The organism is Brevibacillus panacihumi W25 (assembly GCF_000503775.1).
Lineage (GTDB): Bacteria > Bacillota > Bacilli > Brevibacillales > Brevibacillaceae > Brevibacillus > Brevibacillus panacihumi_A.
In genome coordinates this window covers 1,921,657-1,944,749 of the sequence record NZ_KI629782.1, presented here as the reverse complement: position 1 = coordinate 1,944,749, position 23,093 = coordinate 1,921,657, and the positions used below count along the sequence as shown (strand labels likewise).

Below are 23,093 nucleotides of genomic sequence, written 5' to 3'. Positions count from 1 at the left end.
AGCATCCTTGAAATCGTTGTCTGCTGGAGTTGGATACTCGACGGCTGTTTTCTTTGTTTTTGCTAACGACGGGAGAAGTATGTCCAAAATTGGATGTCAGCGACTTTTATCCTTTCGTTAGCGGGTAGTAAAGGATATACCGTGGAAAATTCACCACAGGTCGCTCGCCTGTGGTTTCTTCTTTTCAAGGTGCGCCACAGGTTTGCTTTCCTGTGGTGTTTTTTATACCCAAAAAAGGAGAGAGAAAGATGCAGATCACTGGTGAAAACATTGTCGTCAAACTGGCGGAGGAGTCGGATGCTCAATCCCTTCTGGCTCTGGAAGTGAAAAACAGGGATTTTTTTCAACAGTTCACAGGACGAAGAGACGAAGCCTTCTATACCTATGAAGGGCAGCTGGGTCGCATCCAAGACGCTTTGAAGATGCAGCAGGAAGACAGGGGATACCTCTTTTTCATCTTTTTACGCCGTACAGGGCAATTGATTGGAGAGGTGATCCTATCCGAGGTAGTCCGTTACAATCTGCAAGGCTGCTGGATTGGCTATTTTTTGGATAAGGACTTCAATGGCAAAGGGTACATGACGGAGGCGGTGAAGCTGGTCGTCAGCTATGCGTTTACGGAATTGGATCTCCACCGGATCGAAGCAGGAGTCATGCCGCATAATACGGGTTCGATGAAAGTGCTGTTGAAAGCTGGTTTTACAAAGGAAGGCATTGCCCGAAAAAACGTGAAGATCAACGGTCATTGGGAAGATCATCAGACGTTGGCGATGATTAAGGAGGATTGGCTGGCAAGGGCAGGGAAGAAGGTCCATAGGAAAAATCCCGGCAGTGTCGCCCCTCCGATCGGCTCCTATACGCATCTGACCACGGTACCGAATGGAGCGGGTTTACTCGTGCTGTCCGGGCAGGTTGGAAATGATGAAAACGGTGAAATGCCGGTCGAGTTGAATCAGCAGCTGTACAACGCACTGCAAAATATCAAGCATATTTTGGCAGAAGAATCTGTATCCGTAGATCAAATCATCAAAATCAACATCTGGGCGACCGAGGAAATGGATTGGCGCTATTTCAATCAAGTGTGGCAGGAGTTTCACGGTGGGACTCCGCCCGCTATGACCATGGCTTATGTCCCGGCATTAGCGGTTTCTTCTTTAAAGGTGGAGATCGAAGCCTGGGCGGCCAAGTGGTGATTGCACAAAAGGACGGCTAAGACGGCCGTCTTTTTTTGCTATAATGAATTTGCTAAAAGTGGAAATTGTCGTGAGTCACATAAACAATGGACCGGAAGACAGGAGGGCAGGGGCATTGAAGATCAAGGTATTGATTGCAGATGATAATTCGTTTATTCGGGAAGGCATGAAAATCATCCTGACCACCTTCGAGGAGTTTGAAGTGGTCGGGACGGTGATGGACGGGGCCGAAGCAGTTGCATTTTGCCGGAACCATGAGGTGGATGTGGCGCTATTGGACGTGCGAATGCCGAACATAAACGGCGTCGAGGCGACACGTATCCTGACGGAAGAGTCGACCGTCAAACCGCTGATTCTGACGACATTTGATGATGACGAATTCATTCTAGAAGCTGTCAAGGCGGGGGCTCGGGGGTATTTGCTGAAAAACAACGACCCGGAACGCATTCGCGACGCCATCAAAAGTGTTTATCACAACCATCACGTATTGCAAGATGTCGTCCTCAACAAGATCAAACGAAACCTTACTTCAGACCAGGATGCAGTCGAAGCACCAGCCGATCCTTCGTCAGTGTCATCTGCCCCAGCTCCACTCGGCAGCAAAATCGACCGGAGTTTGTTTACAGAACGGGAACTTGATGTGATGGAGCATATCGCCAAGGGATTATCCAACAAGGAAATTGCCAGGAAGCTTTTTATCTCTGAAGGAACGGTTGCGAATTACATCACTTCCATTTTCAATAAAACTGGACTTGAACATCGCACGCAGATTGCCATTTATTATTTAACAGGGGAAGCGAGGAAGTCTGACGCATGAGAACCGCTCTGGAAAATTGGATGATTTGGAATAAAGCGACGGTGTTCGGATATATCATGACTGCTTCCTTCCTAGCTCATTTCGCGTCTGAGATAAATCCTTGGCTCATTCTCGGATACCTGCTTTACTTGGCCGTAAACATTGCGATTCCTATCGTGAAAACATCCAAGCCAAAGCGAGTGCTTACTGTCGTATCCGCTGGATTTGTCGTCGCTTACGGGCTGTATGTGGAACCGTTGTTTCTCCTACTTCTACCGATTAACGGATATGAACTGATCATTTTGTCCAACACGAGAGCCATCTTCGCTATTCTTTTCCTCATCCTGTCGCTTATCATGGTACCTTATGAGTTGATTCCGCAGTACCTGTTGAGCGCTCTACTCAGTTTTTTGCTTATCACGTATATCCATTCGTCGAGCGAAAAGCTCAAAAGATTGGAGGAGGAACGCGAGAACCTGCGGGCGGATTTGCAAAAAATGACCCGAGCTTTGAGCGAAAACAACGAGTACATCCGGCAGTCCGCCTATACCATCAAACTGGAGGAGCGCAACCGCCTATCCCAGCAGATTCACGATGATGTCGGGCATGCGATGGCAGGAGCGCTGATTCAGATGGAAGCGGCGAGACGGTTGTTTTCGGTAGATCAGGACAAGGCGGTAGAGCTGCTGGGCAATGCAATCTCTATTTCCAAAGAGGGCTTGGAGCGAATCCGACTGACGCTCAAGGATGTGAAGCCACGGCCAGAGGAGTTGGGCATCAATCGGCTTCGACTGTTTGTAGATGAGGTGTCTGCCAAGGAGACAGTGACAGCTACGTTAACCTTTGGCGGGGACATCGATGTCATTGCGCCGATTCACTGGAAAATTATTCAGCAGAACGCGACCGAAGCGGTAACGAATTCACTCAAGTATGCCAAGGCTACGGTTATCTCCATTGAGGTACGAGTGCTGAACAAGCTCATCAAAGCGGTTGTTTCGGATAACGGAATCGGAGTGGACAAGGTGGTCAAAGGTCTGGGCATTCTCGGCATGGAAGAGAGAGCCGCTTCTGTAGGCGGGACTGTTATCGTTGACGGGACCAAGGGCTTTCGCGTGACGACACTTTTGCCTTACGAGCACCAATGAAGTTTTATAGGAAGCGACATGAGGATTCTCATAGATAAAGGATGAACTTATGCACTGACATAGGGACATCCTTTTTTATTAGAATACAGATACATTGTGAAGGGGGGAGACTCGGGTGAGCCATGTGTTGGAAATCCGCAACTTGACCAAAAAATTCGGTGATTTCATCGCTGTTGATAATATGACGTTGAACGTGAGTGAAGGAGAAATATTTGGGTTTCTGGGTGCCAATGGAGCGGGCAAGAGCACCACAATTAATATGATCGCGTCTCTTTTGCGCTGTACCAAGGGCGAGATCTTTCTGATGGGCAAAAATATTGTGAAGGAAGCCAAGTTTGCGAAAATGAATACGGGCATCGTACCACAGGAACTTGCCATTTATGAGGATTTGACCGCCTATGAAAATGTGAGCTTCTTCGCTGGCTTGTACGGATTGCGAGGGACGCTGCTTCGGGAACGAACCGAAGAGGCTCTAGAATTCGTAGGCCTGGGCGACAAGAGCAAGAGCTTTCCCAAGAACTTTTCGGGCGGAATGAAACGCAGGCTGAACATCGCCTGTGCGATCGCGCATCGACCCAAGCTGATCATTATGGATGAACCAACGGTCGGAATTGACCCGCAGTCGCGGAACTATATCTTGCACTCCGTGCGCAAGCTGAACGAGATGGGATGCACGATCATTTATACGAGTCACTATATGGAGGAAGTCGAGGAAATCTGCACGCGGATTGCTATCATGGATCACGGCAAAATTATCGCGGAAGGAACCAAGGAGCAGCTCGAGTCGACCATTACCGATTCGAAGGAAATCTGGATTGGTATCAAAGAGGATGACTCGTTGTCGTTCGATTCACTCAGAGCGATCCAGGGAGTGACCTCCGTACGTCAAGAAGAGGGCATGATCAAGATCGTCTCGAAAGCAGAAGTCAATAATCTAAATCGGATCATTCAGCTTTTGATCAAGGATCAGGTGGAGATCCGATCAGTCAAAGAACAAGCACCAAATCTGGAGTCGGTGTTCCTGACCTTAACGGGCCGGAACCTCCGGGATTGAGGGAGGCTTCACCATGAACCTTTGGAATATAGTCATAAAAGAAATCAGGTCTGACCTGCGAGACAGGCGGACTTTCCTGTTTATGCTCGCACTTCCGATCACCCTGATGCTGATTCTCGGGGCGGCTCTTTCCAATGCTTTCACACCTGGTCATTCCATAGAAAATATGCAATTCCTTTATAAAACGAATACGACAGATCCAAATATGTTGATCTATTGGGAGTATTTTACAGAAGCGATCAAACAGGAAGGAGTTACAGCTGTGCCAGTGGATGCTGGGATGGACGGCGTGGAGGAGGTGCGTGCCAACCGTTTTACGGCTTATGCGATTCTTGAAGACGACGGCATCACGTTTTATGGAAGCAATAAATATCCGCTTGAGAGTAATATCGTCCAGGGCATGCTGACGGCGTTTGCAGATCGTTTCTCGCTCGCTACAGCAGTATTTCAGGTTGACCCTTCAGCGGCAAAATCAATTCTGGTCCGCGCTGGACAAAGTAGTGATTTTATCCGGGAAATGTCACTTCAAGCCGATAAAAAACCGGGTTCTTTTGACTATTACGCGATTGCGATGACAACGATGATGGCGTTTTACTCGGCTATTTCGGCACTCTACCTATTCCGGTCAGAACGAATTCGCAATACAGCTGTTCGGCTGATGGCTGCTCCCGTCAGCAAGTCAGTCATTTTCGTCGGCAAGATCATCGGCTGCACGTTTGTCAATTTTCTCTGCGTGTTGATCGTCATCTTGTTCAGCAAATTCGTTTACCATGCGGATTGGGGCAATCATTACGGGATGGTGGTACTTGTCCTTTTGACAGAGTTGCTGCTCGCTGTCAGCGTGGGTCTTGGCGTCAGTTTTCTTATCCAAGGGGAGGGAGCGAGGGCGGTTGTGTTGATTTTCACACAGATCTCGTCTTTCCTCGGGGGAGCCTATTTTCCGATTGGCGATGTGGAAGGCGTGTTGGACATCTTGACGAACTTGTCACCGATACGCTGGGCTAATCTAGCATTGATGCAAATCATCTATGCCGATAATCCTTCAGCGGCATGGCCAGCAATCGGATTGAATACGAGCATCGCCTTGGTCTTTTTGTTCTTTGCCAGCATTTCTATACGCAAACGGGGTGCGTTTTAAGATGAGTGAATTGATGTGGCTCATTCGCAAGACATTGAAGGATACGTTTCGGAAAAAAAGCAGTTGGTTTGGCTACTTCGGACTGCCGATCGCGGGCATTTTGATCACCATGTTTCTTTACGGCTATAACAACACTGGGATCATTCGCGTAGGTATCCTCAATCAGGACGGCAATCAGGCGATTACACAGAATGTGATTCGATTTATGGAAGGATTGAATCAAGTCAAAGTCACGATATTGGACGAACAAACGCTTCATGCCGACATCGCATCTGGCAAGCTAGACAGTGGCATTATTTTCGAGCAGGGGTTTGCTTCCAGTGTCCGGGATGGAGATCCGGAACATCTGAGCATCATCTCGGTAAAAGGGACGCAGGTTACCGCCTACATCAAAGCGATGCTCCAAAACTATATTGGAAATATAGCGGCGATCGGCAAGGAATCCCACGGAGATGATGCCATGTTTGTCCGGCTGTATGAGGCGTATAGCCAGCAAGATTTTATGCTGAAGGCAGAAACGATACAGGATACGTCGAACATGAAGATGATGACCTATCAATCGATTGGCTTCCTGATCGCTTTCATGATGTTTTCCGCCGTCAATATGTCTGAGATCATACTCAAAGAAAAGGAGAATCGCACCTTCCTGCGCTTGCTCTCATCGCCGATGTCGGCAAGGACGTATGTACTCTCCAACGTAGTGGCCAACTTGATTATGATGCTGCTACAAATTGTGGTTGCCTTGGTTGTGATGAAAAATGTCCTTCATATTGATTCCGGCGTAACATATAGCGAATTGATTCCAGCTCTTCTCCTTTTTGGGCTTGCAACCATTTGTTTATCGCTCTTGATCGTCGCATTTGCCAAAAGCACGACCGGAGTAGACGCGATGCAGAATCTGATTATCACGCCGAGCTGTCTGCTCGCCGGTTGCTTTTTTCCGATGGAGATCATGCCGGATACCGTACGTAAAATTTCAAGCTTTTTGCCGCAGCATTGGCTGCTGGACATGATCAATAAACTGCAAGAGGGTCAAACCCTTGGAAGTTTGTATGTGAACATGGCGATTCTGTTGGCGTTCGCCGTAGTCTTTGCCTTGATCGCGATTTTCCGGTTTGGCCGCAACAATGACGTCAGACAGTTTGTGTAGGATGGAATCTTGCAGGAATCAGAAGGCTCTTCAAAGAATTGGAAAATGGGGACAGCCCCAGAGAGGAGCGGGTACATGAACTTCACGATGAAAGAAGCCATTGAGGTTCTGGAGCGCACACCGAAGACGCTGGAGCATTTTTTATCCGGCATTTCGGACGAATGGTTGCATTGCAGGGAAGGCGAAGGAACCTGGACTGTCTCAGAAGTGATTGAGCACCTCATCGAGGGAGAAAGGCAGAATTGGATTCCCAGATTGACATGGATTCTCCAAGAAGGCGATACGAAACCCTTTCCCCCTTTTGACCGCTATTCACACTTGCAGAAAAAGCATGAGAGCTCCATCGAAGAGAAGCTGCATGAATTGAACAAGATCCGAACAGAGAGTATAACCAGGCTAAAAGAGCTGATTGATCCAGAACGGCATCTTGAGTCTACGGGCTTGCATCCTGAATTCGGCTCGGTAAAGGCAAGAGAATTGATCTCTACGTGGGTTGTTCATGATCTCACGCATATTGCTCAAATCGTTCGGGTCATGGCGAAGCGATACAGTACGGACGTTGGGCCTTGGAAAGCCTATTTAGGGATATTGAAAGCAAAAGATGGCGCAAGTTAACGTGTCTGTCTAAGCATCTCGCAGGTTACGTCCCCGAAGAGAGCGGCGGGTGATTCTCGTATCCCGCAAGCATCGCGTGTATTTCAGCGAGCACCTTGATGCGAAGCTCCTCCGGGGACAAGACCTGTGCCAACGATCCAAAGCCGAGAATCATTTCACAAGCATGCTCCAGCGTCGCAAATTGGATGGTCGCTTCCAACCATCCGTTTTCTCCAGGTGCTTTTTCCAATATGGTGATGTAATTCTCCTGCTCCAAGCGTCCAAGCAGCTGCTCGCTGACTTTCAGTTTGGCCGGAAAGCGAGGGAGCCTTTGCTTGAATTCGGCTGTTGATGCCTCCCAGTAGTTCGCCAAATGAAATTCCTGCGGGTAGGGAAACGATTCCTGCAGCACCTCTGCGTGGGCGATCCGCGAGACGCGATAGGTCCGAAGCGCTCCATCGCAATCGGCAACGAAGTACCATACCGAGCGTTTTGCTACCAGCCCAAGGGGACAGACAGTTCGGACCAAGGTTTCTTGGTCCCGTTTATAGTGGATGCATAGTTTGAGGTTCGCCCATACCGCTTCTTGAACAGTGGACAAGTATGGATAGCTTTCTTTTGCTTGATGCCAGCCGGCGCCGTCAATATGGAACTTTTTCTGGATCAGCTCGATGTTGTTCTTGATCGAAGCGGGAGAAGAAGCGAGCAATTTCTGATAAGTGGCATCAAAATGCTTCTTGATGCCCAGATCCGTCAATAATCCAGGATGCGCCGAGACGATCAGGGAGAGAAACTCCTCCGCCTTAATCCCCGTCAAACTCGTTCGATAGCCGTCTGCGAGAAGCCAGCCTCCGCCGCTTCCGCGTTCAGAATAGACGGGCACTCCAGACATGCTCAATGCCTCCATGTCGCGCAGAATCGTCCTCTCCGATACCTCCAGTCTTTCCGCCAATTCTTTTGCGGTCTTTTTCCCCTCATTTTGCAGCAATAATAAAATCGAAAGCATGCGATCGGCTCTCAGCTGTCTGCACCTCCAGTGAAGTCTCCTTGTTAAAAATAGTACCACACAAATATGACAAAGGGTGTCATCTATCACCCTTTACAATAAAGAGGATCAAAGTTGGAGGAGGAGTTGCATGATGAAGAAGCCTTTGGAGGGAAAGATAGCAGTGGTCGCTGGGGCTACGCGGGGTGCGGGCAGAGGAATTGCCGTCATGCTTGGGGAGGCAGGCGCAACGGTTTACTGTACGGGGCGGAGCGTGCGTGGCAATCCGTCTGATTTGAATCGATCCGAGACCATCGAAGAAACGGCAGAGATGGTGTGCGCCCGGGGCGGCATCGGAATCCCCGTCCAGGTCGATCATACGGACCCGGAACAAGTGAGAACGCTGTTTGAGCGTATCCAGGCAGAACAGAATGGGGTCCTCGATATTTTAGTGAACGACATCTGGGGCGGGGAGAAGCTGACCAAGTGGGATACGCCCTTTTGGGAACATTCCTTGCCTGATGGGCTGCTCATGCAGGAGCGCGTACTGAAGACGCATTTGATTACGAGCTATTACGGCGCTCCCTTGATGATTGCCCGCAAATCAGGTCTGATCATCGAAATCACGGATGGAACGGATTACAGGTATCGGGGACATCTCTATTACAGCTTGGCAAAAATTGCACCGATCCACATGGCGGCTGCGATGGCGCAAGAGCTGGCTCCGCATCAGGTTGCGGCTGTTTCTGTGACGCCAGGCTTTTTGCGCTCTGAGGAAATGCTGGATTACTTTGGGGTGAAGGAGGAGAATTGGCAGGACGCTGTAAAAAGCGATGTGCAGCACGCGGAGCATTTCGGAGAATCCGAGACGCCGTTTTTTATTGGCAGAGCGATCGCGGCGTTGGCAGCAGACCCGCACATCATGCAAAAAACAGGGCAGGCGCTGTCCAGCTGGTCTCTTTCCGACGAATATGATTTTTGTGATGTAGATGGAAGAAGACCGCATTGGGGGAATTATGCGAAACGGCATGGATTTCTATAGGGTTTTTGTGGATGAACGAAAAGCTCTCAGCACACTGGGAGCTTTTCGTTTGGACAACATCCGGTATACTTTTTCCTAGAGGAGGTGAAATGTCTGAAGTGAGTAGTTCATCAAACATCGTGTTGGATTCCATAACGGTAAGGTGGGGAGAGTGGACATGAACAGGACTCGCAGCTCCATTGAAAGAGAAGTATCCAATTTTATCGGTGCCTATATCAAGGATACGTTAGGAAGAGGACCAAGAGATACGGAAATCAAAATCGTCGATAACGTGTTGATATTTTTTATAAAAGGGATTCTCACTCCGATGGAAAAATACATTTTAAAAACCCCAGAAGGAAAGAGTGTGGTATTAAAGTCCCGACAACTCTTTGTGGAAAGTACCAATGAAGAGTACATGAAGTTTTTTGAGAAGACAGTAGGGGCCAAAGTTCTGCAAAATTATGAGTCATGGGATCTCGAAAATGACTCGGCCGTCGGTGTGCTGGTCTTCGAAAGAAAAGTATTGCAAAATTAACGAAATAGGGTTGATTTTTTGGATGAGGTCCGTATAATGATTAATAACAGAAAATTCAATATTATCCGAAAGCAAGGGTGAGGAACCTTTGTTTCTGTAAGAGCAGTGGAAGGGCCTCTTGACTCGTTCAATCAAGGGCAGACCATGGCTTATCAAAACTAATTTCGATTAGTTTTATAAGTTGTGGTCTGCCCTTTTTTGTCATTTTCCAAAAAGGGGGGATCTGTGGCGGAGGGTGTCATGAGTTTCCATGCTTGAAAACAAATCTATGAGAAATGGGGATGATTCCATGAATAAGCAAGAAAATAGCCAACTCAGCTCGATTGTCATCAATGGTCACGAGTTTACCTACGATATCCACGGTGAAGGCGATGGCCCGGTATTGCTGCTGCTCACCGGCTGGTGTCAAGATCACAGGCTGTTCAATTACATCGTCCAGCCGTTGGCCCAACAGCATAAGGTTCTTCGTTTGAACTGGCGCGGCCATTCGTACCCGCAGCAGTTGCCTGGGGACTTCGGTGTCAACGAACAGGCTGAGGATGTAATCGGAGTGTTGAATGCGCTTGACATCGAAAAAGTGATTCCCGTATCTACCTCGCATGGCGGCTGGGCGAATATCGAGATTACCGATCGGCTTGGCACCGCAAGAGCGCCTCAAACGGTGGTGATTGACTGGATTATGGGGGAAGCCGGGGAAGCGTTGCTGCGAGACTTGCGGGATATCCAAAATCCGGAGAAATGGGTATCTGGCCGGCAAAGCTTGTTCGACCACTGGCTGGGCGTCAGCAGCAATCGAGCGATCATGGATCACCTGAACAAAGAGATGGCCAGCTTTGGTTATGACATGTGGGAGAGATCGTGCCGCGTGATCGAGCAGGCTTACGAAAAATGGGGGGCGCCATTGCAGCGGATGTCTGCGCTGAAGGAGAAACGTCCGATCGTACACATCTACTCGCAAGCTCCAGGGCCAGGATACGAGGAGATGCAGCAAAGCTTTAAAGAGAAGCATTCCTGGTTTGATTATAAATGTATTAAAGCGCAAACGCATTTTCCTACTCTAGAGTCTCCGGAAGCAGTAGCGAATCACATCCATGATTTTGTCTCCCAACTTCGTTGACTTGTACATTCACGCCCCCATACATTCATTGCTTGATCAACCGAAAATATGGGGGCATTTTTTCTAGGTTATCTATCGAATTCAGCTCAGAACGGGAGGACGAGATCAAATGGGAACAAAACAAGTCATCATTGCTGGTGCCGGATTATCGGGTCTGACATTGGGAACCGCACTTGCCCAACGTGGATGGAAGGTTCAGGTCTTGGAAAGAGCGGCTGAGCTGAGGGAAATTGGTGCAGGCCTCTATACGTGGGAAAATGGATTGAAGGTACTGGAAGAGACAGACGTATATGAGGAAGCTTCGAAACAGATCGAGTTCATTTCGGAATTAAAGATGGTCGATGAAAAGAAACAAGTGATCCACTCAACCAAGTTTTCCGATCAAAACCGTTTTTGTGTCATTCCGCGAAAACAAGTATATGGGTCTTTGCTTCGGGCTGCGGAGAAAGCAGGGGTCCAGATTGAAACAAGCGCATGTGCGGTGTCTGCAGATCCATCAGGTGGGATCACCCTGGAAAATGGACACACGCTTCGGGCTGATCTGGTGGTGGGGGCTGACGGAATCAATTCTTCGATACGAACATCCCTGAACATGGCACATACCGTTGAGAAGATGAACAATGGGGCATTGCGAGCGCTGATTCCCAGAGTGGAAGCGGACGAAACAGGGATAGCCGCGGAGCATTGGTCTGGTTATCGCCGCATTGGCATTGCGCCTGCGACCGACGATTTCCGCTATATCTATTTGACAGCTCCTTCTTCAGACGCGGAGGGACTTTCCGACCCGATCAACAAAGAGGCATGGCTGACTTCGTTCCCTCACCTGGAATCTGTTATCGAACGGATAGATTCTTCGCGATTAGACCGCCACTTTGCTTATATCTACGCGAGCACTTGGTCCGTAAACCGGGCCGCGATCATTGGAGATGCAGCACATGGCATGGAACCGAATCTAGGGCAAGGGGCTGGGGTAAGCTTAACCAGTGCTCTGGAATTAGCCAAACAACTGGAACGACATGATATAGACACAGCCCTGCAACAGTGGGAGCGCATCATGAGGCCGACTGTAGAAAACACGCAGATCTGGTCAAGGATCTATGGATCGGCAGCATCGAACTGGCCTCGAGAATTATGGCATCTGCGTTCAGAAGTAATCAAAAAGGCGATGGATTCGGAAAACATCGACCTGATGATGAGTACTGCAGCAAGACATGTGACGGGAGCAGCGGAGCAATTGCAGGTATAATTTATCGTCAAAAAGGGGCGAGGAACTGTGGGGAATGATCAAAGGAAAGAGTATCAAATCGCTTCAAACCCAGGCAAATCCCAGCTTATGGGTATCGGAATTGTTCTCTTTGCATCCGCCCTCTTTTCAAGTTTGGGGGTCCTGACGAATCTGGCCTATGAAGCCGGGATGAGCCCGGTTGCCTTTGCCACTTGGCGTGAAACAATCGGTGCCCTTGCCATGGTGGTTCTCCTTCTGTTTGGTGTTGGACGCCCTTCACGTGCGCAACGTATCTCACTGTCGCAGATTCCTGGATGGCAGTGGAGGAATCTGACGATCGCGGCTGTTGCCTTTATGTCGTACAGCCTGGCCATCTTCTATGCGTTTGTTCACTTGACCGTTTCGTTGGCCCTGTTATTGTTCTATATCTATCCTGCATTAGTGACGTTGATCAGTATTGCGACAAGACGTGAGCCGTTTACGATGCCAAAGCTGATCGCATTGTTGCTCGCATTGGGTGGGAGCACGATGGCTATTAGCGGACAAATGTCGCAAGAGGGCGCCGTTCGTTTCGATACCATCGGGATTTTGCTCGCATTGGGCGCTGCTATTGGCATGTCGATCTATTTCCTGGTAGGTCGCGGCGGCTATCCGAGCATTCCCTCGTCGTACGCCACTACGATTTTTTTAACGGCGGGTGCTGTCGCCTTTGCTCTCATTGGCATTGCGATGGGGGAGAGCGCTTCGCTCCTGCAGCCTTTTCAAGCCGCTTCCATCTGGCCCATGCTGTTATTTGCCGGCATTGGCGGAGCAGCCATTCCGACCATGATGCTGCTAACGGGCATCCGCATGATCGGTGCGTCCAGAGCCTCCATTTTGGCCATTTTTGAACCGATTTCCGGTTCTGTGCTGGCAGCGGTGATCTTGGGTCAAATGCTTTCACTGATTCAAATCGTTGCAGGTGCGCTCATCCTGGGTGCGGCAGTTATTTTGCAGCGGAGCCCCGAAACCATAGAACCCGTAACACCAAGTCCAAGAAGCAACATCGATATTGCCTGAAAAGGGCCACTTGCCTGCCATGATTTAGGTGCAAACCGAGCAGGAATCAGACGACCTTTCAAAGAATTGGAGAAAGGGAAGGTTGCTTTCCGAAAACAAGTCATGAGGAGGCTGTCTGATGAGTAAAAAAGTCTTGATCGTAACAGGAGATGCTGTGGAGGCCCTGGAGGTATTTTATCCGTACTATCGTTGTTTGGAAGAAGGGTTTGAGACGGTCATTGCAGCGCCTACGGTGAAAACACTGCACACGGTTTGCCACGATTTTGAAGCTCACAGCGAAACGTATACCGAAAAGCCTGCCTACCAGCTTCCTGCCCATGTTTCCTTTGCAGAGATCAATCCAGAGGGATTCGACGCCCTGATTATCCCGGGTGGACGCGCCCCAGAACATATCCGGCTGAATGAACATCTGAAGCCGATTGTAGCCCATTTCTTTGAGGCGAATAAACCAGTAGCCGCCATTTGCCACGGCTCGCAGGTATTGACGATTGTCCGGGAGCACCTGGCTGGCAGGGAGATGACTGCTTACCAGGCATGCAGGCCTGATGTGGAGGCTTGCGGAGCAATCTATCAGACAGAGACGCTGCATGTAGACGGCAATCTGGTGTCTGGGCATGCATGGCCGGATCTGCCTGGCTTCATGCGCGAGTTTATTAAGCTGCTTCGTTAATGAATTATCAGTTCGTATTGTAAATAGCGACAACCTCCCGTCGAGGCTTGATGATTTCGTTCAAGTTTGACGGGGGGGTTGTTTTTTGTGAGATTTTAGCGGCAGCATATCGTCCTGATGTGGGGTATGATGGAGAAAGCGCCATATAACCATAGAGGACGGGGAGAAATCTTGAAAATCTTTAAAAAAGTATATATCGAAATTACCAGCATCTGCAATCTCGCCTGTACCTTTTGCCCGCCGACGGAGCGCAAGGCCAACTTCATTTCCGTAGATGATTTTGCGAAAAGACTGGATGAGATCAAACCGCACACCAAATACATTTATCTGCATGTCAAAGGGGAGCCGCTGCTCCACCCGAAGATCGATGAGCTGCTCGATCTGAGCCACGAGAAGGGGTTCAAGGTCAATATCACAACAAACGGTACGCTGATCGCAAAAAATCGGCATAAATTGCTCGGAAAGCCTGCGCTTAGACAGATGAACTTCTCGTTGCACAGCTTTGACGGACATGTGGGTTCGACCGACCGGGAAGGATATTTGCGGGACATCCTCTCCTTTGTTCGGGAGGCGCAAAAGCATCGCGTCCTCTTTTCCTTCCGTCTGTGGAATTTGACGCAGGACAATCAAACCAATATTCAAAAGAAAAGGAACCGCCAGACACTGGAGATTGTAGAGAAGGAATTTGGTCTGGATTACAGGATCGAAGAAAAGGTTGTGCCAGGCGGGGGGGTGAAGATCGCGGAGCGCGTCTATTTGAATCAGGACCATGAATTTCAGTGGCCCAGTCTGACAGCGCCGGAGGACGAGGGTAAAGGCTTTTGCTATGCGCTTCGCAGCCAGGCGGCGATTCTTGTGGACGGGACAGTAGTGCCATGCTGTCTGGACGGGGAAGGCGTAATCAACCTCGGAAACATCAATCAGGCATCGTTTTCTGACATCGTGAACGGCGAGCGGGCGAATCAACTCGTCGAAGGCTTTTCCCGCAGGGAGGCTGTCGAGGAGCTGTGCAGAAGATGTGGGTATCGGCAGCGCTTTGGGGCGTAACAGCCGCCTTGCCTAGTGCCGGGCTCAGTGCCTTATGGGAAATGCGAAATAGACCGTATCCTTCGTCAGGGAGCGGTCTATTTCTTTTCGGCAAGGCAAGAACGAACATCACACGATATCCAAAAGAAACGAGCAACCGTTCCTTAACAGATCTTCCACCTGTTCAGGCGGAACAGGCTTGCTGAAGAAATAGCCCTGCATATCTTGGCAGCCCATTTTTTGCAAAAACAGATACTGCTCCACTGCCTCTACACCCTCCGCAACCACATGAATCCCCAAGCTGTCGGCCAGAGCCACAATGGCCTGAATGATTGCTTCCTGATTTTTGTCCTTGCTGATGTCGCGTACAAAGGATTGGTCTACTTTCAATGTATTGATTGGAAATTTCTTCAAATAGCTGAGCGAGGAATAGCCCGTACCGAAATCATCGATCGAGATGTTTACCCCCAAACGACTCAATTCAGTCAGTTTGCTGATCATTTCCATCACATTTGTCATGGCAGTGCTTTCCGTGATTTCGATCCGGAGACAATGCGGAGGAAGTCCCGTCTCATCAAGGATTTGCTCTATTGTTTTCACAAAATCGTCGTTATCAAATTGGCGCGCCGAGGCATTAATAGAGACGTATGTGGAGGCGAGGCCCTCCTTTTGCCAACTTTTGCTTTGCAGGCAAGCAGTCTTGAGGATCCAGATGCCGATCGAATGGATCAGTCCCGCCTCTTCTGCCAAAGGGATAAATTCGGATGGGGAGATCATTCCCAATAGCGGATGATGCCAGCGAATCAATGCTTCAAATCCCACGATTATCCCTGTCGGGGCATGAATAATCGGTTGATAAACCAGAAAAAACTCATTGTTTCCAAGTGCTTTATGGAGGCTCTGCTCGATCAATACCTTTCTCGACAGATCTTTGGCCATTCCGGGCCGATAGATCTGATACTGATTTCCCCCTCTCCCTTTTGCAAAATACATAGCCTGGTCAGCCCGTTTTAACAAGGCATCAGGATCGTGGCCGTGATCCGGGTACATGCTGATCCCAACACTCGTCGTGATGACATACTCCTGACCATTGAGCCAGATCGGGCTCGATATCATCCAGAGGGCTTTTTCGACAGCAGACAAAACAGTTTCTATCCTTGTAAAATCCTCCAATACAATGGCGAATTCATCGCCGCCCTGACGAGAGATGGTACCCCATTCAAGCTGGCGGCTAGTCAATCGATTGGAAACGATTTGCAGAAGCTCATCGCCCACGTTATGGCCAAGAGAATCATTGATGCACGTAAAGCGGTCCAGGTCAAGAAAGAGCAGGGCGACCTTTGTTTTGTTTGCTGCGGCCTTGGTTAATGCTTGCTGGAGCCGATCGGTAAGTAACCGGCGATTGGGCAAGCCTGTCAAGGTATCATGGTAAGCCATGAAATGAAGCTGCTCTTCATAGACTTTTTGCTGGGTAATGTCATTGCAGACTCCATCCAAACGGACGAGTTGATTGAATTCATCCAAGATCGGAATGGTATAGTCGGAAATCCATTTGCATTTCCCGTTCTTGTCCACGATGCGATAATCATGCTTCAACGCTTTTCCTTCCAAAAGAAGCGGTTGTCGAGCCTCCACCTGTTTTCTGTCCAGAGGATGAATGACTCTTCTCCAGAGAGAGGGGTCTTCTGCAAATTCTTGTTGGGTATAGCCGTAAATTTTTTGACAGGCAGGCGATATATGCAGCAGGGAATTGGTTTGCATATCCATCGACCATAGACAAACGTCAATACTGTCGAAAATATGCTGCAGTTGGTTGCGGGATTGGATGAGTTCATTTTGTGTCGCATGCAAATCGCTCAAATTTTTCGCAATTCCCACAATTCCTTTGGTAGAACCGTTCAAAATAATTGGTACTGCAGTTACATAAAGATCCACGTCTTCCCCATTTTTTGGCGTAATGGTTGTTACAAATTTCTCCACATTTCCATTCAAGGCACTGACGAAATGCTGGACAACCCGATCCCTGTCTTCCTCTTTAATGAAGGGAAGAAAATTCATCTGATGCAATTCCGCTCTTGTATAACCGGTTAATTGGAGAGTTGATTCATTTGTAAAGAAAAAGTAGCCCTCGGAATCAATGGCATAACCTGCGTCCGGGTTGTTTTCGAAGAGCGTTTTGTAGATTTCGAGCTGCAATCGTTGGGGTACCTTGTTCGACATGGAAAGTCACCTTCACTCAAGATGTTATTCGTGTGCAAGTGGAAAAATGGGTACTTGGATCTAATTTTATATACCCGACCTTCAAGGGAAATAAACGCTAGTTTTTGAGTATTCCTTGCTTTAAAAATAATTCTTGGAAGTTGTTGCACTTTACTATAATATTTACCTCGAACTATTTTCCAAGGTAAAAACATACATAAAATCCAAACAGATGAGGCAGGGGAGAAAAACATGCTATCAGCTTGGTTTCGCAACATGAAAATCAGGACCAAAATCATAGTAATGGTTGCGATTTCGACAATAGCTCTTTTATTTGTTGGAGTCACAGGCTTTTTGAATATTTTGGCCCTTAAGCAAGCAAGCGCAACGGTGATTAATGAAGGGGTCGTCCCCATGAACACCATTCATGAACTGGAAAGCCATCATCGGGCTATTGAAGGATATGTCCTGGAACTGAATCTGACGATGAATGAGCAGAAAAACAAAGAACTGCTTGCCAGCATTTATGATACAAGGGAATCAGCAAACCAACTTCTGGCCGAATTGCAAGGCATGAATCTCTATCCCGAGGAAGTAGAGGTTCTTGCCAAATACAACGAAGTCCTGATCGAATACCGGGATACGCAGAACTATATCATCGAACTGGCGAAAGAAAATCGAAATACGGAGGCGTATTCGATCTATTCCAAAACGGGAACGGTGCTGAAAGAGGAATTGATGGGGCATCTCAGCCAATTGAAAGAGCACCTTACCCAAAGTGCGCAGAACATCTATCAAGACAATGAAGCCAAAGCAAATCAAGCGGTGTTTATTGTCCTCGTTTGTATCGTCGCTGCAGTCGTCCTCTTGTTGGCTTGTGGAATTGCGATTGTCCGAATGATTACAAAACCGATTAGACATATGCAAGAGATGATGGTACAGGTAAAAAACGGGGATCTGACTGTCCAGGCTGATTATCAGTCAAAAGATGAGATCGGACTGGTCATGAGGGATTTCAACGACACGATCACCGGATTAAATACGTTGATTGCCAGTGTGAAAATGAGTGTAGCTCAAATCTCGTCAAGCTCGGAGGAGCTCTCCAAAAGTGCCCAACAAACGGTTCAGGCCACGAACCAGGTAGCTGCATCCGTCTCGGAGATCTCCACCGGGGCAGAAGCGCAGCAAAAAGGAATAGAAGAAGTGTCCAGTGCCATGGAAGAGGTAACCATTGGGGTTCAGCGAATCGCCGAATCTTCATCAACGCTTTCCCAATTTTCTACGGATACGCTGAACCAGGCGGAAAAGGGACAGCAGGTCATCGCACAGACGCTGGACCAATTCCAAACCATTTATCAGACTACGGAAGAATCCGCAGCAGTCATTCACCAGTTGAACAAGCGTTCCCAAGAGATTGGACGCATTGTCGAGGTGATCTCGGAAATTACCGGCCAAACCAATCTGCTGGCGCTGAATGCTGCTATCGAGGCCTCGCGTGCGGGGGAACATGGCAGAGGATTCGCCGTTGTAGCAGATGAGGTAAGGAAGCTGGCAGAGGAATCCAAGAATTCGGCAGATCAAATCTCGAAAATTATCGCCCTGATTCAGGAAGAGACAGAGCGTGCGGTCCAAACCATCGAAGGCGGCAAAGAAACAGTCGAGAAGGGCAAGGTCTTTGTCCAACACACAGATGAAGTGTTTACGACCATTAGCCAGATGGTTCAGCGAGTGAATGAACAGGTGTATGAGATTTCTGCTTCGACTGAACAAATGTCAGCAAGCACAGAAGAGATAAGCGCCTCCATGAAACAATTGGAGAGAATCGCACGAGACGCTTCCCAATATGCGCAAGCCTCCGCAGCTTCTTCCCAGGAGCAGCTGGCGGAGATGGAGGAAGTCAATACAGCAAGTCAATCGCTGCAAGAGATGGCGACAGAATTGCAAAAGGCCGCGAGCCTGTTCAAGGTCTAGCGGTGTTGTTCAAACAAAAAGGGAGGCTGTCATCAGCCCCCCTTTTTTCTATTTATCCCTGTGCTTTTTGTGCTTTGATCCGCTCAGCATGCTCCTCCGTCATTTCCATTCTCTGCCCCTTGTCCTTGCCGGAACGCAAAGGAATCTCTTTTAGGAACAGGGCGAATACAACGGCAAATGCAGCGACGATCGCACCTGTTAAAAACGTCGTAGTAATCGCATAGCTCATTGCTTCCCGAATCTGATCGAGCATTTGTGCAAACAAGCCTTGTGCTTGCGGTGGCAAGCTTTGAAGCGCAGCTTCGATCTTCGGCTGATCCAACAGATTTTGCGGGTTTGAAAAAAGAGCCAGCTTTTCTGCCAAGGCCGGATCAGCTGGAGCAGACGCAGCACCTTGGCCCAATGTCCCGGACAGATCGGTCATTTTTTTCGCCATAGCAGAGCTCATGACGCTCCCCATGACAGCGATACCGATCGTACCGCCCAGGTTGCGGAAGAGCTGGGAGGTTGCTGTCGCCACGCCCAATTGCTGCGGTGCCACTGCGTTTTGTACGGTCAAGGAGAAGACCGGCATCGCGATCCCCATGCCCAGACCCAGGATGATCATGTACGCGACGAGCACATAGATCGGGGTGCTTGGAACCATGAAGTACATCATGACCATGCCGAATGTCATCAGCAGCAAGCCGCCAATCGCCATCTTCTTATATTTGCCTGTCTTGGTGATGAGTTGGCCGGACAGCGCCGAGGTGGCGAGCATCGCGATGGACATCGGCATCGCTACATAACCTGCCATCGTCGGGGAGATTCCTTTCACCCCTTGGACAAAGAACGGTACGTAAATGATCGCTCCCATCATCCCGGCGTTGAGGAAGAAACCTACCAGATTGGATACCGTGAAAATGCTGTTTTTAAACAGGCCAAGCGGCAATACCGGAGTTTTGACCTTCATTTCAACCAAGACAAAAATGAGCAAAGACACAACGCTTACAGACAATAGACCGATGATTTGCCATGAGCTCCAGGCGTACTTGCCCGCTCCGTCTCCTGCCCAGGAAAAGGCAAGAAGCATCGGCACGATGGTAGTCGTCAAAAAGAGGGAACCAAAATAGTCGACGGATTCCCCCTTGCGTTTTTCAACCTGCGGGAAATTGAGCAGAATCAAGGCAAAGGCAAGAAAGCCGATCGGCAGGAAGATCCAGAAGACCCAATGCCAGTCCAGATGGTCGACGATATAGCCGCCCAAAAGAGGACCGGCTACGCTGGAGACCCCGAAGACCGCGCTCATGACCCCGGTCCACTTTGCCCGTTCACGAGGTTCGTACAGATCGCCCATCGCTGTGAAGGCAGTGGACATGATAATCCCTGCACCTGCACCTTGAATCGCACGATACGTGATTAATTGAAAAATATCCGTAGAAAAACCGGATAGCAATGCACCAAGGCTAAACAAGCCGATCCCTGTCAGGATAAATGGTTTCCGTCCATAAATATCGGAAAGCTTCCCGACCAATACGGATGCGACGGTTGAAGTCAGCAAATAGATCGTGATCGCCCACGAATAGTAGTCCATACCGCCCAGTTTTGCGATGATTCGCGGCATGGCAACCCCGATGATGGTCTGGTTGATGGAGGAAAAAAACATCGAGGTGATAATCGCGATCATGATCGTGATTTTCTTTTTATCTGTAAGCTGTGTCATCTAGATGTTCTCCTCTCTTCGCTGTTCGATGTTTCGCAGTACCTGCTGGTAGATCCGGATCAGGTGATCGAGGTCCTCCTCAGACAATCCCACAAAAAATTCCTCTACCGTGCGCTTGAGCTCCGCTTTATAACGCGCCAGCATTTCGCGTCCCTGATCTGTGATCTCCAGATAGACCACGCGCCGGTCAGTCGTGTCACGTTTCCTGTCGACATACCCGCAAGCCATTAATTTATCAGCAAGACTGGTCACAGCCCCCGGAGTGATGTCCAAAAACTCCGCAATGGCCGAAACCTTTTGCGGCCCCTTCTTTTCAAGAAATTTGAGGATAAAGGATTGGGATCCGGAAATGAGCGGGTCCAGGCGCTTGTGCCATTCATTTGCAATTTTTCTTTGCAATTGGAGATACAGTTCTTCAAAACTCAAAAGATGGTGTTGATCTGGCATGGTCCTCGCTCCTATTTCGCCTGCGAATAATATATACAGTATATTATTTACCCACTAAAACATTTTCAAGTATACAATTTGCCTCCGAACGCTGTCAAACGCAATGGTCGTCCAAATATTGGGACTTGAGAATTTGGACAGAAGACCCAGGTCTTGGTAGAATAAATAGAAATAGAGATCGGATCGACCGAGGGGAGATAGATGTGAAAGCGATCATCGTGGATGATGAGCGTCTTGCTTTGAAAAAATTGGAGAATTTGTTGGCTGAAGCCATTGAGAAGGACATTCAATTTGAGGAGATTCGCACGTTTCAGGACCCACAGGCAGCGATAGAAGCAGTGCGCAACGAGACATTTCATCTGGCTTTTCTGGATATCGAAATGCCTGAAATCAACGGGTTTGAACTGGCTGAAAAATTAATGATGCTCCAACCGCATCTGCATATTATCTTCGTCACTGCGTATCAGGAGTATGCGGTCAAAGCGTTTGAAATGAATGCGCTGGACTATTTATTAAAACCTGTTCACGTACGCAGATTGACTATGACTATGCAGCGGGTCGCAAAAACAATGGTGTCGGCTCCGGTAGGCGACAGCGCGACCAACCAGGAGATGATCTGTTGCTTGCAAAATCTGCACTATATCGATCAGCAGGGAGAGGTGCAGTTTTTTCCCTGGAAGACGCTGAAAGCCCAGGAGCTGTTTGCTTACCTGGTGATGAATCGGAATAAAACCGTGAGCAAGCAAACCTTGATTGATTTGCTCTGGCCGGAATATGATACCGTTCGGTCGACCACGCAATTGCATACGGCCATCTATCAGATTCGCAAAATCATCAAGAACCTCGGCCTGGATCTGGAGATCAAATACAAGGATGAACGGTACCGCCTGGTCTGGGGAGACATCAAACTGGATGTCGAGGAGTGGGAAAATGCCGTTCGCGATGCTCCTCCTATTGATTCCCATACACTGAGGACACATTTGTCGATCATGGCCAAGTACCCGGGCGGTTTTTTGGAAGAGCATTCTTATCTATGGGCGGAATACGAGCAGGAGCGCCTGCAGATGATTTGGTTGAGTCATGCCAGTGAAATAGCGGAATGGTATCAGTCGACGGAACAATTTACGGAGGCGATCTTGCTGTACCAACAGATTCGGGAAAAATTGCCCGGCATGGAGGACGGCTATTTTGGTTTGATGAAGCTGTACGCGATGACGAATCATCCGAGGGAGGTCACGAAGCAATATCAGATTCTCACGGAAAAATTAAAGGAAGAATTCGATGTTGCGCCAAGCAAGGAATTGGAGCAGTGGTATCAACAGTGGAAACAAGGTAGGGATGCCAGATGACAAGAAAGATCATAGCCATGCTGCTGATGTTCACGGGAATCGTCGTTCTTAGCTACCCTACGCTTGCGGAGGAGTACTATGATTATCAGCAGCAAAAACTCGTCCAAGAGTGGCAGCAAAGCCTGCAAAGCATACATAACGGAGACGATGATGTTCTCCCCGCGGAGGAAGAGCCTGTGGCAGCCGTTCAACCAGCAGAAGCTGCTCACCCCGAAGAGACAGACGAGACCGGCTTCGCTGAATCGGAGACTAAGCAAAAGGAACTGCCTGATTTCAAGAGCTATCCGAATATGGAAGGAATCTTGATGATTGACAAGATCGACCTGGTATTGCCAATCCTGCATGGTGCCACAGACAAGAATATGAAAACGACAGTGGCGAGTATCGAACATACAGGAAAAGCCGGAGAGATTGGGAATTATGCCATCGCGGGACATCGCAACCTCACCTATGGAAGAAATTTCAATCGACTTGATGAAATCCAAACCGGGGACAAGATCGAGGTCGATGACGGCGAACGCGTATACAACTATACGGTGACAGAGAAATTGATCGTCAAACCAGAAGAAGTATGGGTGTTGGAAGGAAATGGCAGTGACGGAGAGATTACGTTGGTCACTTGTCACCCGATGGAAAACCCTACGCATCGCTTGATTGTGAAAGGAAAGATGCTTCGCGAGTAGGGAATTTTTTAGTGGAAATTTACCGAATGAT

21 protein-coding genes are annotated in these 23,093 nt (G+C 48.7%); 17 read left to right on the top strand and 4 right to left on the bottom strand.

Annotated elements, in window-relative coordinates; genetic code table 11:
- Positions 1-248: 248 nt before the first annotated feature.
- The 7 genes from T458_RS38655 to T458_RS38625 all read left to right on the top strand — a co-directional run bounded on the left by T458_RS38655 (position 249) and on the right by T458_RS38625 (position 7,091).
- The gene (locus tag T458_RS38655) at positions 249-1,193 is read left to right on the top strand and encodes a GNAT family N-acetyltransferase (protein WP_023556407.1); all 945 of its coding nucleotides are present in this window, start codon (positions 249-251) and stop codon (positions 1,191-1,193) included.
- A 115-nt stretch (positions 1,194-1,308) separates the two neighbouring features.
- Positions 1,309-2,010 (top strand): response regulator transcription factor, encoded by a 702-nt coding sequence (locus T458_RS38650; protein WP_023556406.1) that lies wholly within the window; start codon positions 1,309-1,311, stop codon positions 2,008-2,010.
- Positions 2,007-3,134 (top strand): sensor histidine kinase, encoded by a 1,128-nt coding sequence (locus T458_RS38645; protein WP_023556405.1) that lies wholly within the window; start codon positions 2,007-2,009, stop codon positions 3,132-3,134. The genes T458_RS38650 and T458_RS38645 overlap by 4 nt, the downstream gene beginning before the upstream one ends.
- Positions 3,135-3,249: 115 nt before the next feature.
- Positions 3,250-4,188 carry an ABC transporter ATP-binding protein gene (locus tag T458_RS38640; protein ID WP_023556404.1) on the top strand — a complete coding sequence of 313 codons (939 nt, stop codon included), beginning with the start codon at positions 3,250-3,252 and terminating at the stop codon, positions 4,186-4,188.
- 13 nt (positions 4,189-4,201) lie between these two features.
- Positions 4,202-5,326, top strand: coding sequence for an ABC transporter permease (locus T458_RS38635; protein WP_023556403.1), 1,125 nt, complete (start codon positions 4,202-4,204; stop codon positions 5,324-5,326).
- A gap of 1 nt (position 5,327) precedes the next feature.
- On the top strand, positions 5,328-6,476 hold the full coding sequence (locus T458_RS38630) for an ABC transporter permease (RefSeq protein WP_023556402.1): 1,149 nt from the start codon (positions 5,328-5,330) through the stop codon (positions 6,474-6,476).
- 75 nt (positions 6,477-6,551) lie between these two features.
- A complete protein-coding gene (locus T458_RS38625; RefSeq protein ID WP_023556401.1) occupies positions 6,552-7,091 on the top strand; it encodes a DinB family protein in 540 nt (179 codons plus the stop codon).
- A 25-nt stretch (positions 7,092-7,116) separates the two neighbouring features.
- Here the strand turns inward: T458_RS38625 and T458_RS38620 are convergent, their stop codons facing one another.
- Positions 7,117-8,091: a helix-turn-helix transcriptional regulator gene (locus tag T458_RS38620; protein ID WP_031305633.1), complete on the bottom strand. Its 975-nt coding sequence runs from the start codon at positions 8,089-8,091 to the stop codon at positions 7,117-7,119.
- Between the two features lie 115 nt (positions 8,092-8,206).
- On the opposite strand from T458_RS38620, the gene T458_RS38615 reads away from it, so the two are divergent.
- The 7 genes from T458_RS38615 to T458_RS38585 all read left to right on the top strand — a co-directional run bounded on the left by T458_RS38615 (position 8,207) and on the right by T458_RS38585 (position 14,732).
- On the top strand, positions 8,207-9,097 hold the full coding sequence (locus T458_RS38615) for an SDR family oxidoreductase (protein WP_023556399.1): 891 nt from the start codon (positions 8,207-8,209) through the stop codon (positions 9,095-9,097).
- 157 nt (positions 9,098-9,254) lie between these two features.
- Positions 9,255-9,614, top strand: a complete 360-nt coding sequence (locus T458_RS38610) for a Na-translocating system protein MpsC family protein (RefSeq protein WP_023556398.1) — start codon at positions 9,255-9,257, stop codon at positions 9,612-9,614.
- Between the two features lie 289 nt (positions 9,615-9,903).
- Complete coding sequence (locus T458_RS38605; protein WP_031305632.1) at positions 9,904-10,731, top strand: alpha/beta fold hydrolase; 828 nt, start codon at positions 9,904-9,906, stop codon at positions 10,729-10,731.
- A gap of 109 nt (positions 10,732-10,840) precedes the next feature.
- Complete coding sequence (locus tag T458_RS38600; protein WP_023556396.1) at positions 10,841-11,977, top strand: FAD-dependent oxidoreductase; 1,137 nt, start codon at positions 10,841-10,843, stop codon at positions 11,975-11,977.
- Between the two features lie 27 nt (positions 11,978-12,004).
- Positions 12,005-13,015: a DMT family transporter gene (locus T458_RS38595; RefSeq protein WP_023556395.1), complete on the top strand. Its 1,011-nt coding sequence runs from the start codon at positions 12,005-12,007 to the stop codon at positions 13,013-13,015.
- Positions 13,016-13,133: 118 nt separating this feature from the next.
- A complete protein-coding gene (locus T458_RS38590; protein WP_023556394.1) occupies positions 13,134-13,685 on the top strand; it encodes a DJ-1/PfpI family protein in 552 nt (183 codons plus the stop codon).
- A gap of 171 nt (positions 13,686-13,856) precedes the next feature.
- Complete coding sequence (locus tag T458_RS38585; protein WP_031305629.1) at positions 13,857-14,732, top strand: radical SAM/SPASM domain-containing protein; 876 nt, start codon at positions 13,857-13,859, stop codon at positions 14,730-14,732.
- A gap of 108 nt (positions 14,733-14,840) precedes the next feature.
- Here the strand turns inward: T458_RS38585 and T458_RS38580 are convergent, their stop codons facing one another.
- Positions 14,841-16,931: a sensor domain-containing protein gene (locus T458_RS38580; RefSeq protein WP_023556392.1), complete on the bottom strand. Its 2,091-nt coding sequence runs from the start codon at positions 16,929-16,931 to the stop codon at positions 14,841-14,843.
- A gap of 231 nt (positions 16,932-17,162) precedes the next feature.
- Here T458_RS38580 and T458_RS38575 point away from each other — a divergent pair, with 231 nt between their 5' ends.
- Positions 17,163-18,881, top strand: a complete 1,719-nt coding sequence (locus T458_RS38575) for a methyl-accepting chemotaxis protein (RefSeq protein WP_023556391.1) — start codon at positions 17,163-17,165, stop codon at positions 18,879-18,881.
- Between the two features lie 52 nt (positions 18,882-18,933).
- On the opposite strand, the gene T458_RS38570 is transcribed toward T458_RS38575, so the two are convergent.
- Positions 18,934-20,583, bottom strand: a complete 1,650-nt coding sequence (locus T458_RS38570; protein ID WP_023556390.1) for an MDR family MFS transporter — start codon at positions 20,581-20,583, stop codon at positions 18,934-18,936.
- Positions 20,584-21,030: a MarR family winged helix-turn-helix transcriptional regulator gene (locus T458_RS38565; protein WP_023556389.1), complete on the bottom strand. Its 447-nt coding sequence runs from the start codon at positions 21,028-21,030 to the stop codon at positions 20,584-20,586.
- Between the two features lie 203 nt (positions 21,031-21,233).
- Here T458_RS38565 and T458_RS38560 point away from each other — a divergent pair, with 203 nt between their 5' ends.
- Together T458_RS38560 and T458_RS38555 are read left to right on the top strand one after the other, a co-directional pair.
- Entirely contained in the window at positions 21,234-22,379 is a 1,146-nt protein-coding gene (locus tag T458_RS38560; RefSeq protein ID WP_023556388.1) for a response regulator, read from the top strand.
- Positions 22,376-23,062 carry a class D sortase gene (locus T458_RS38555; RefSeq protein ID WP_023556387.1) on the top strand — a complete coding sequence of 229 codons (687 nt, stop codon included), beginning with the start codon at positions 22,376-22,378 and terminating at the stop codon, positions 23,060-23,062. The genes T458_RS38560 and T458_RS38555 overlap by 4 nt, the downstream gene beginning before the upstream one ends.
- Positions 23,063-23,093: the final 31 nt, after the last annotated feature.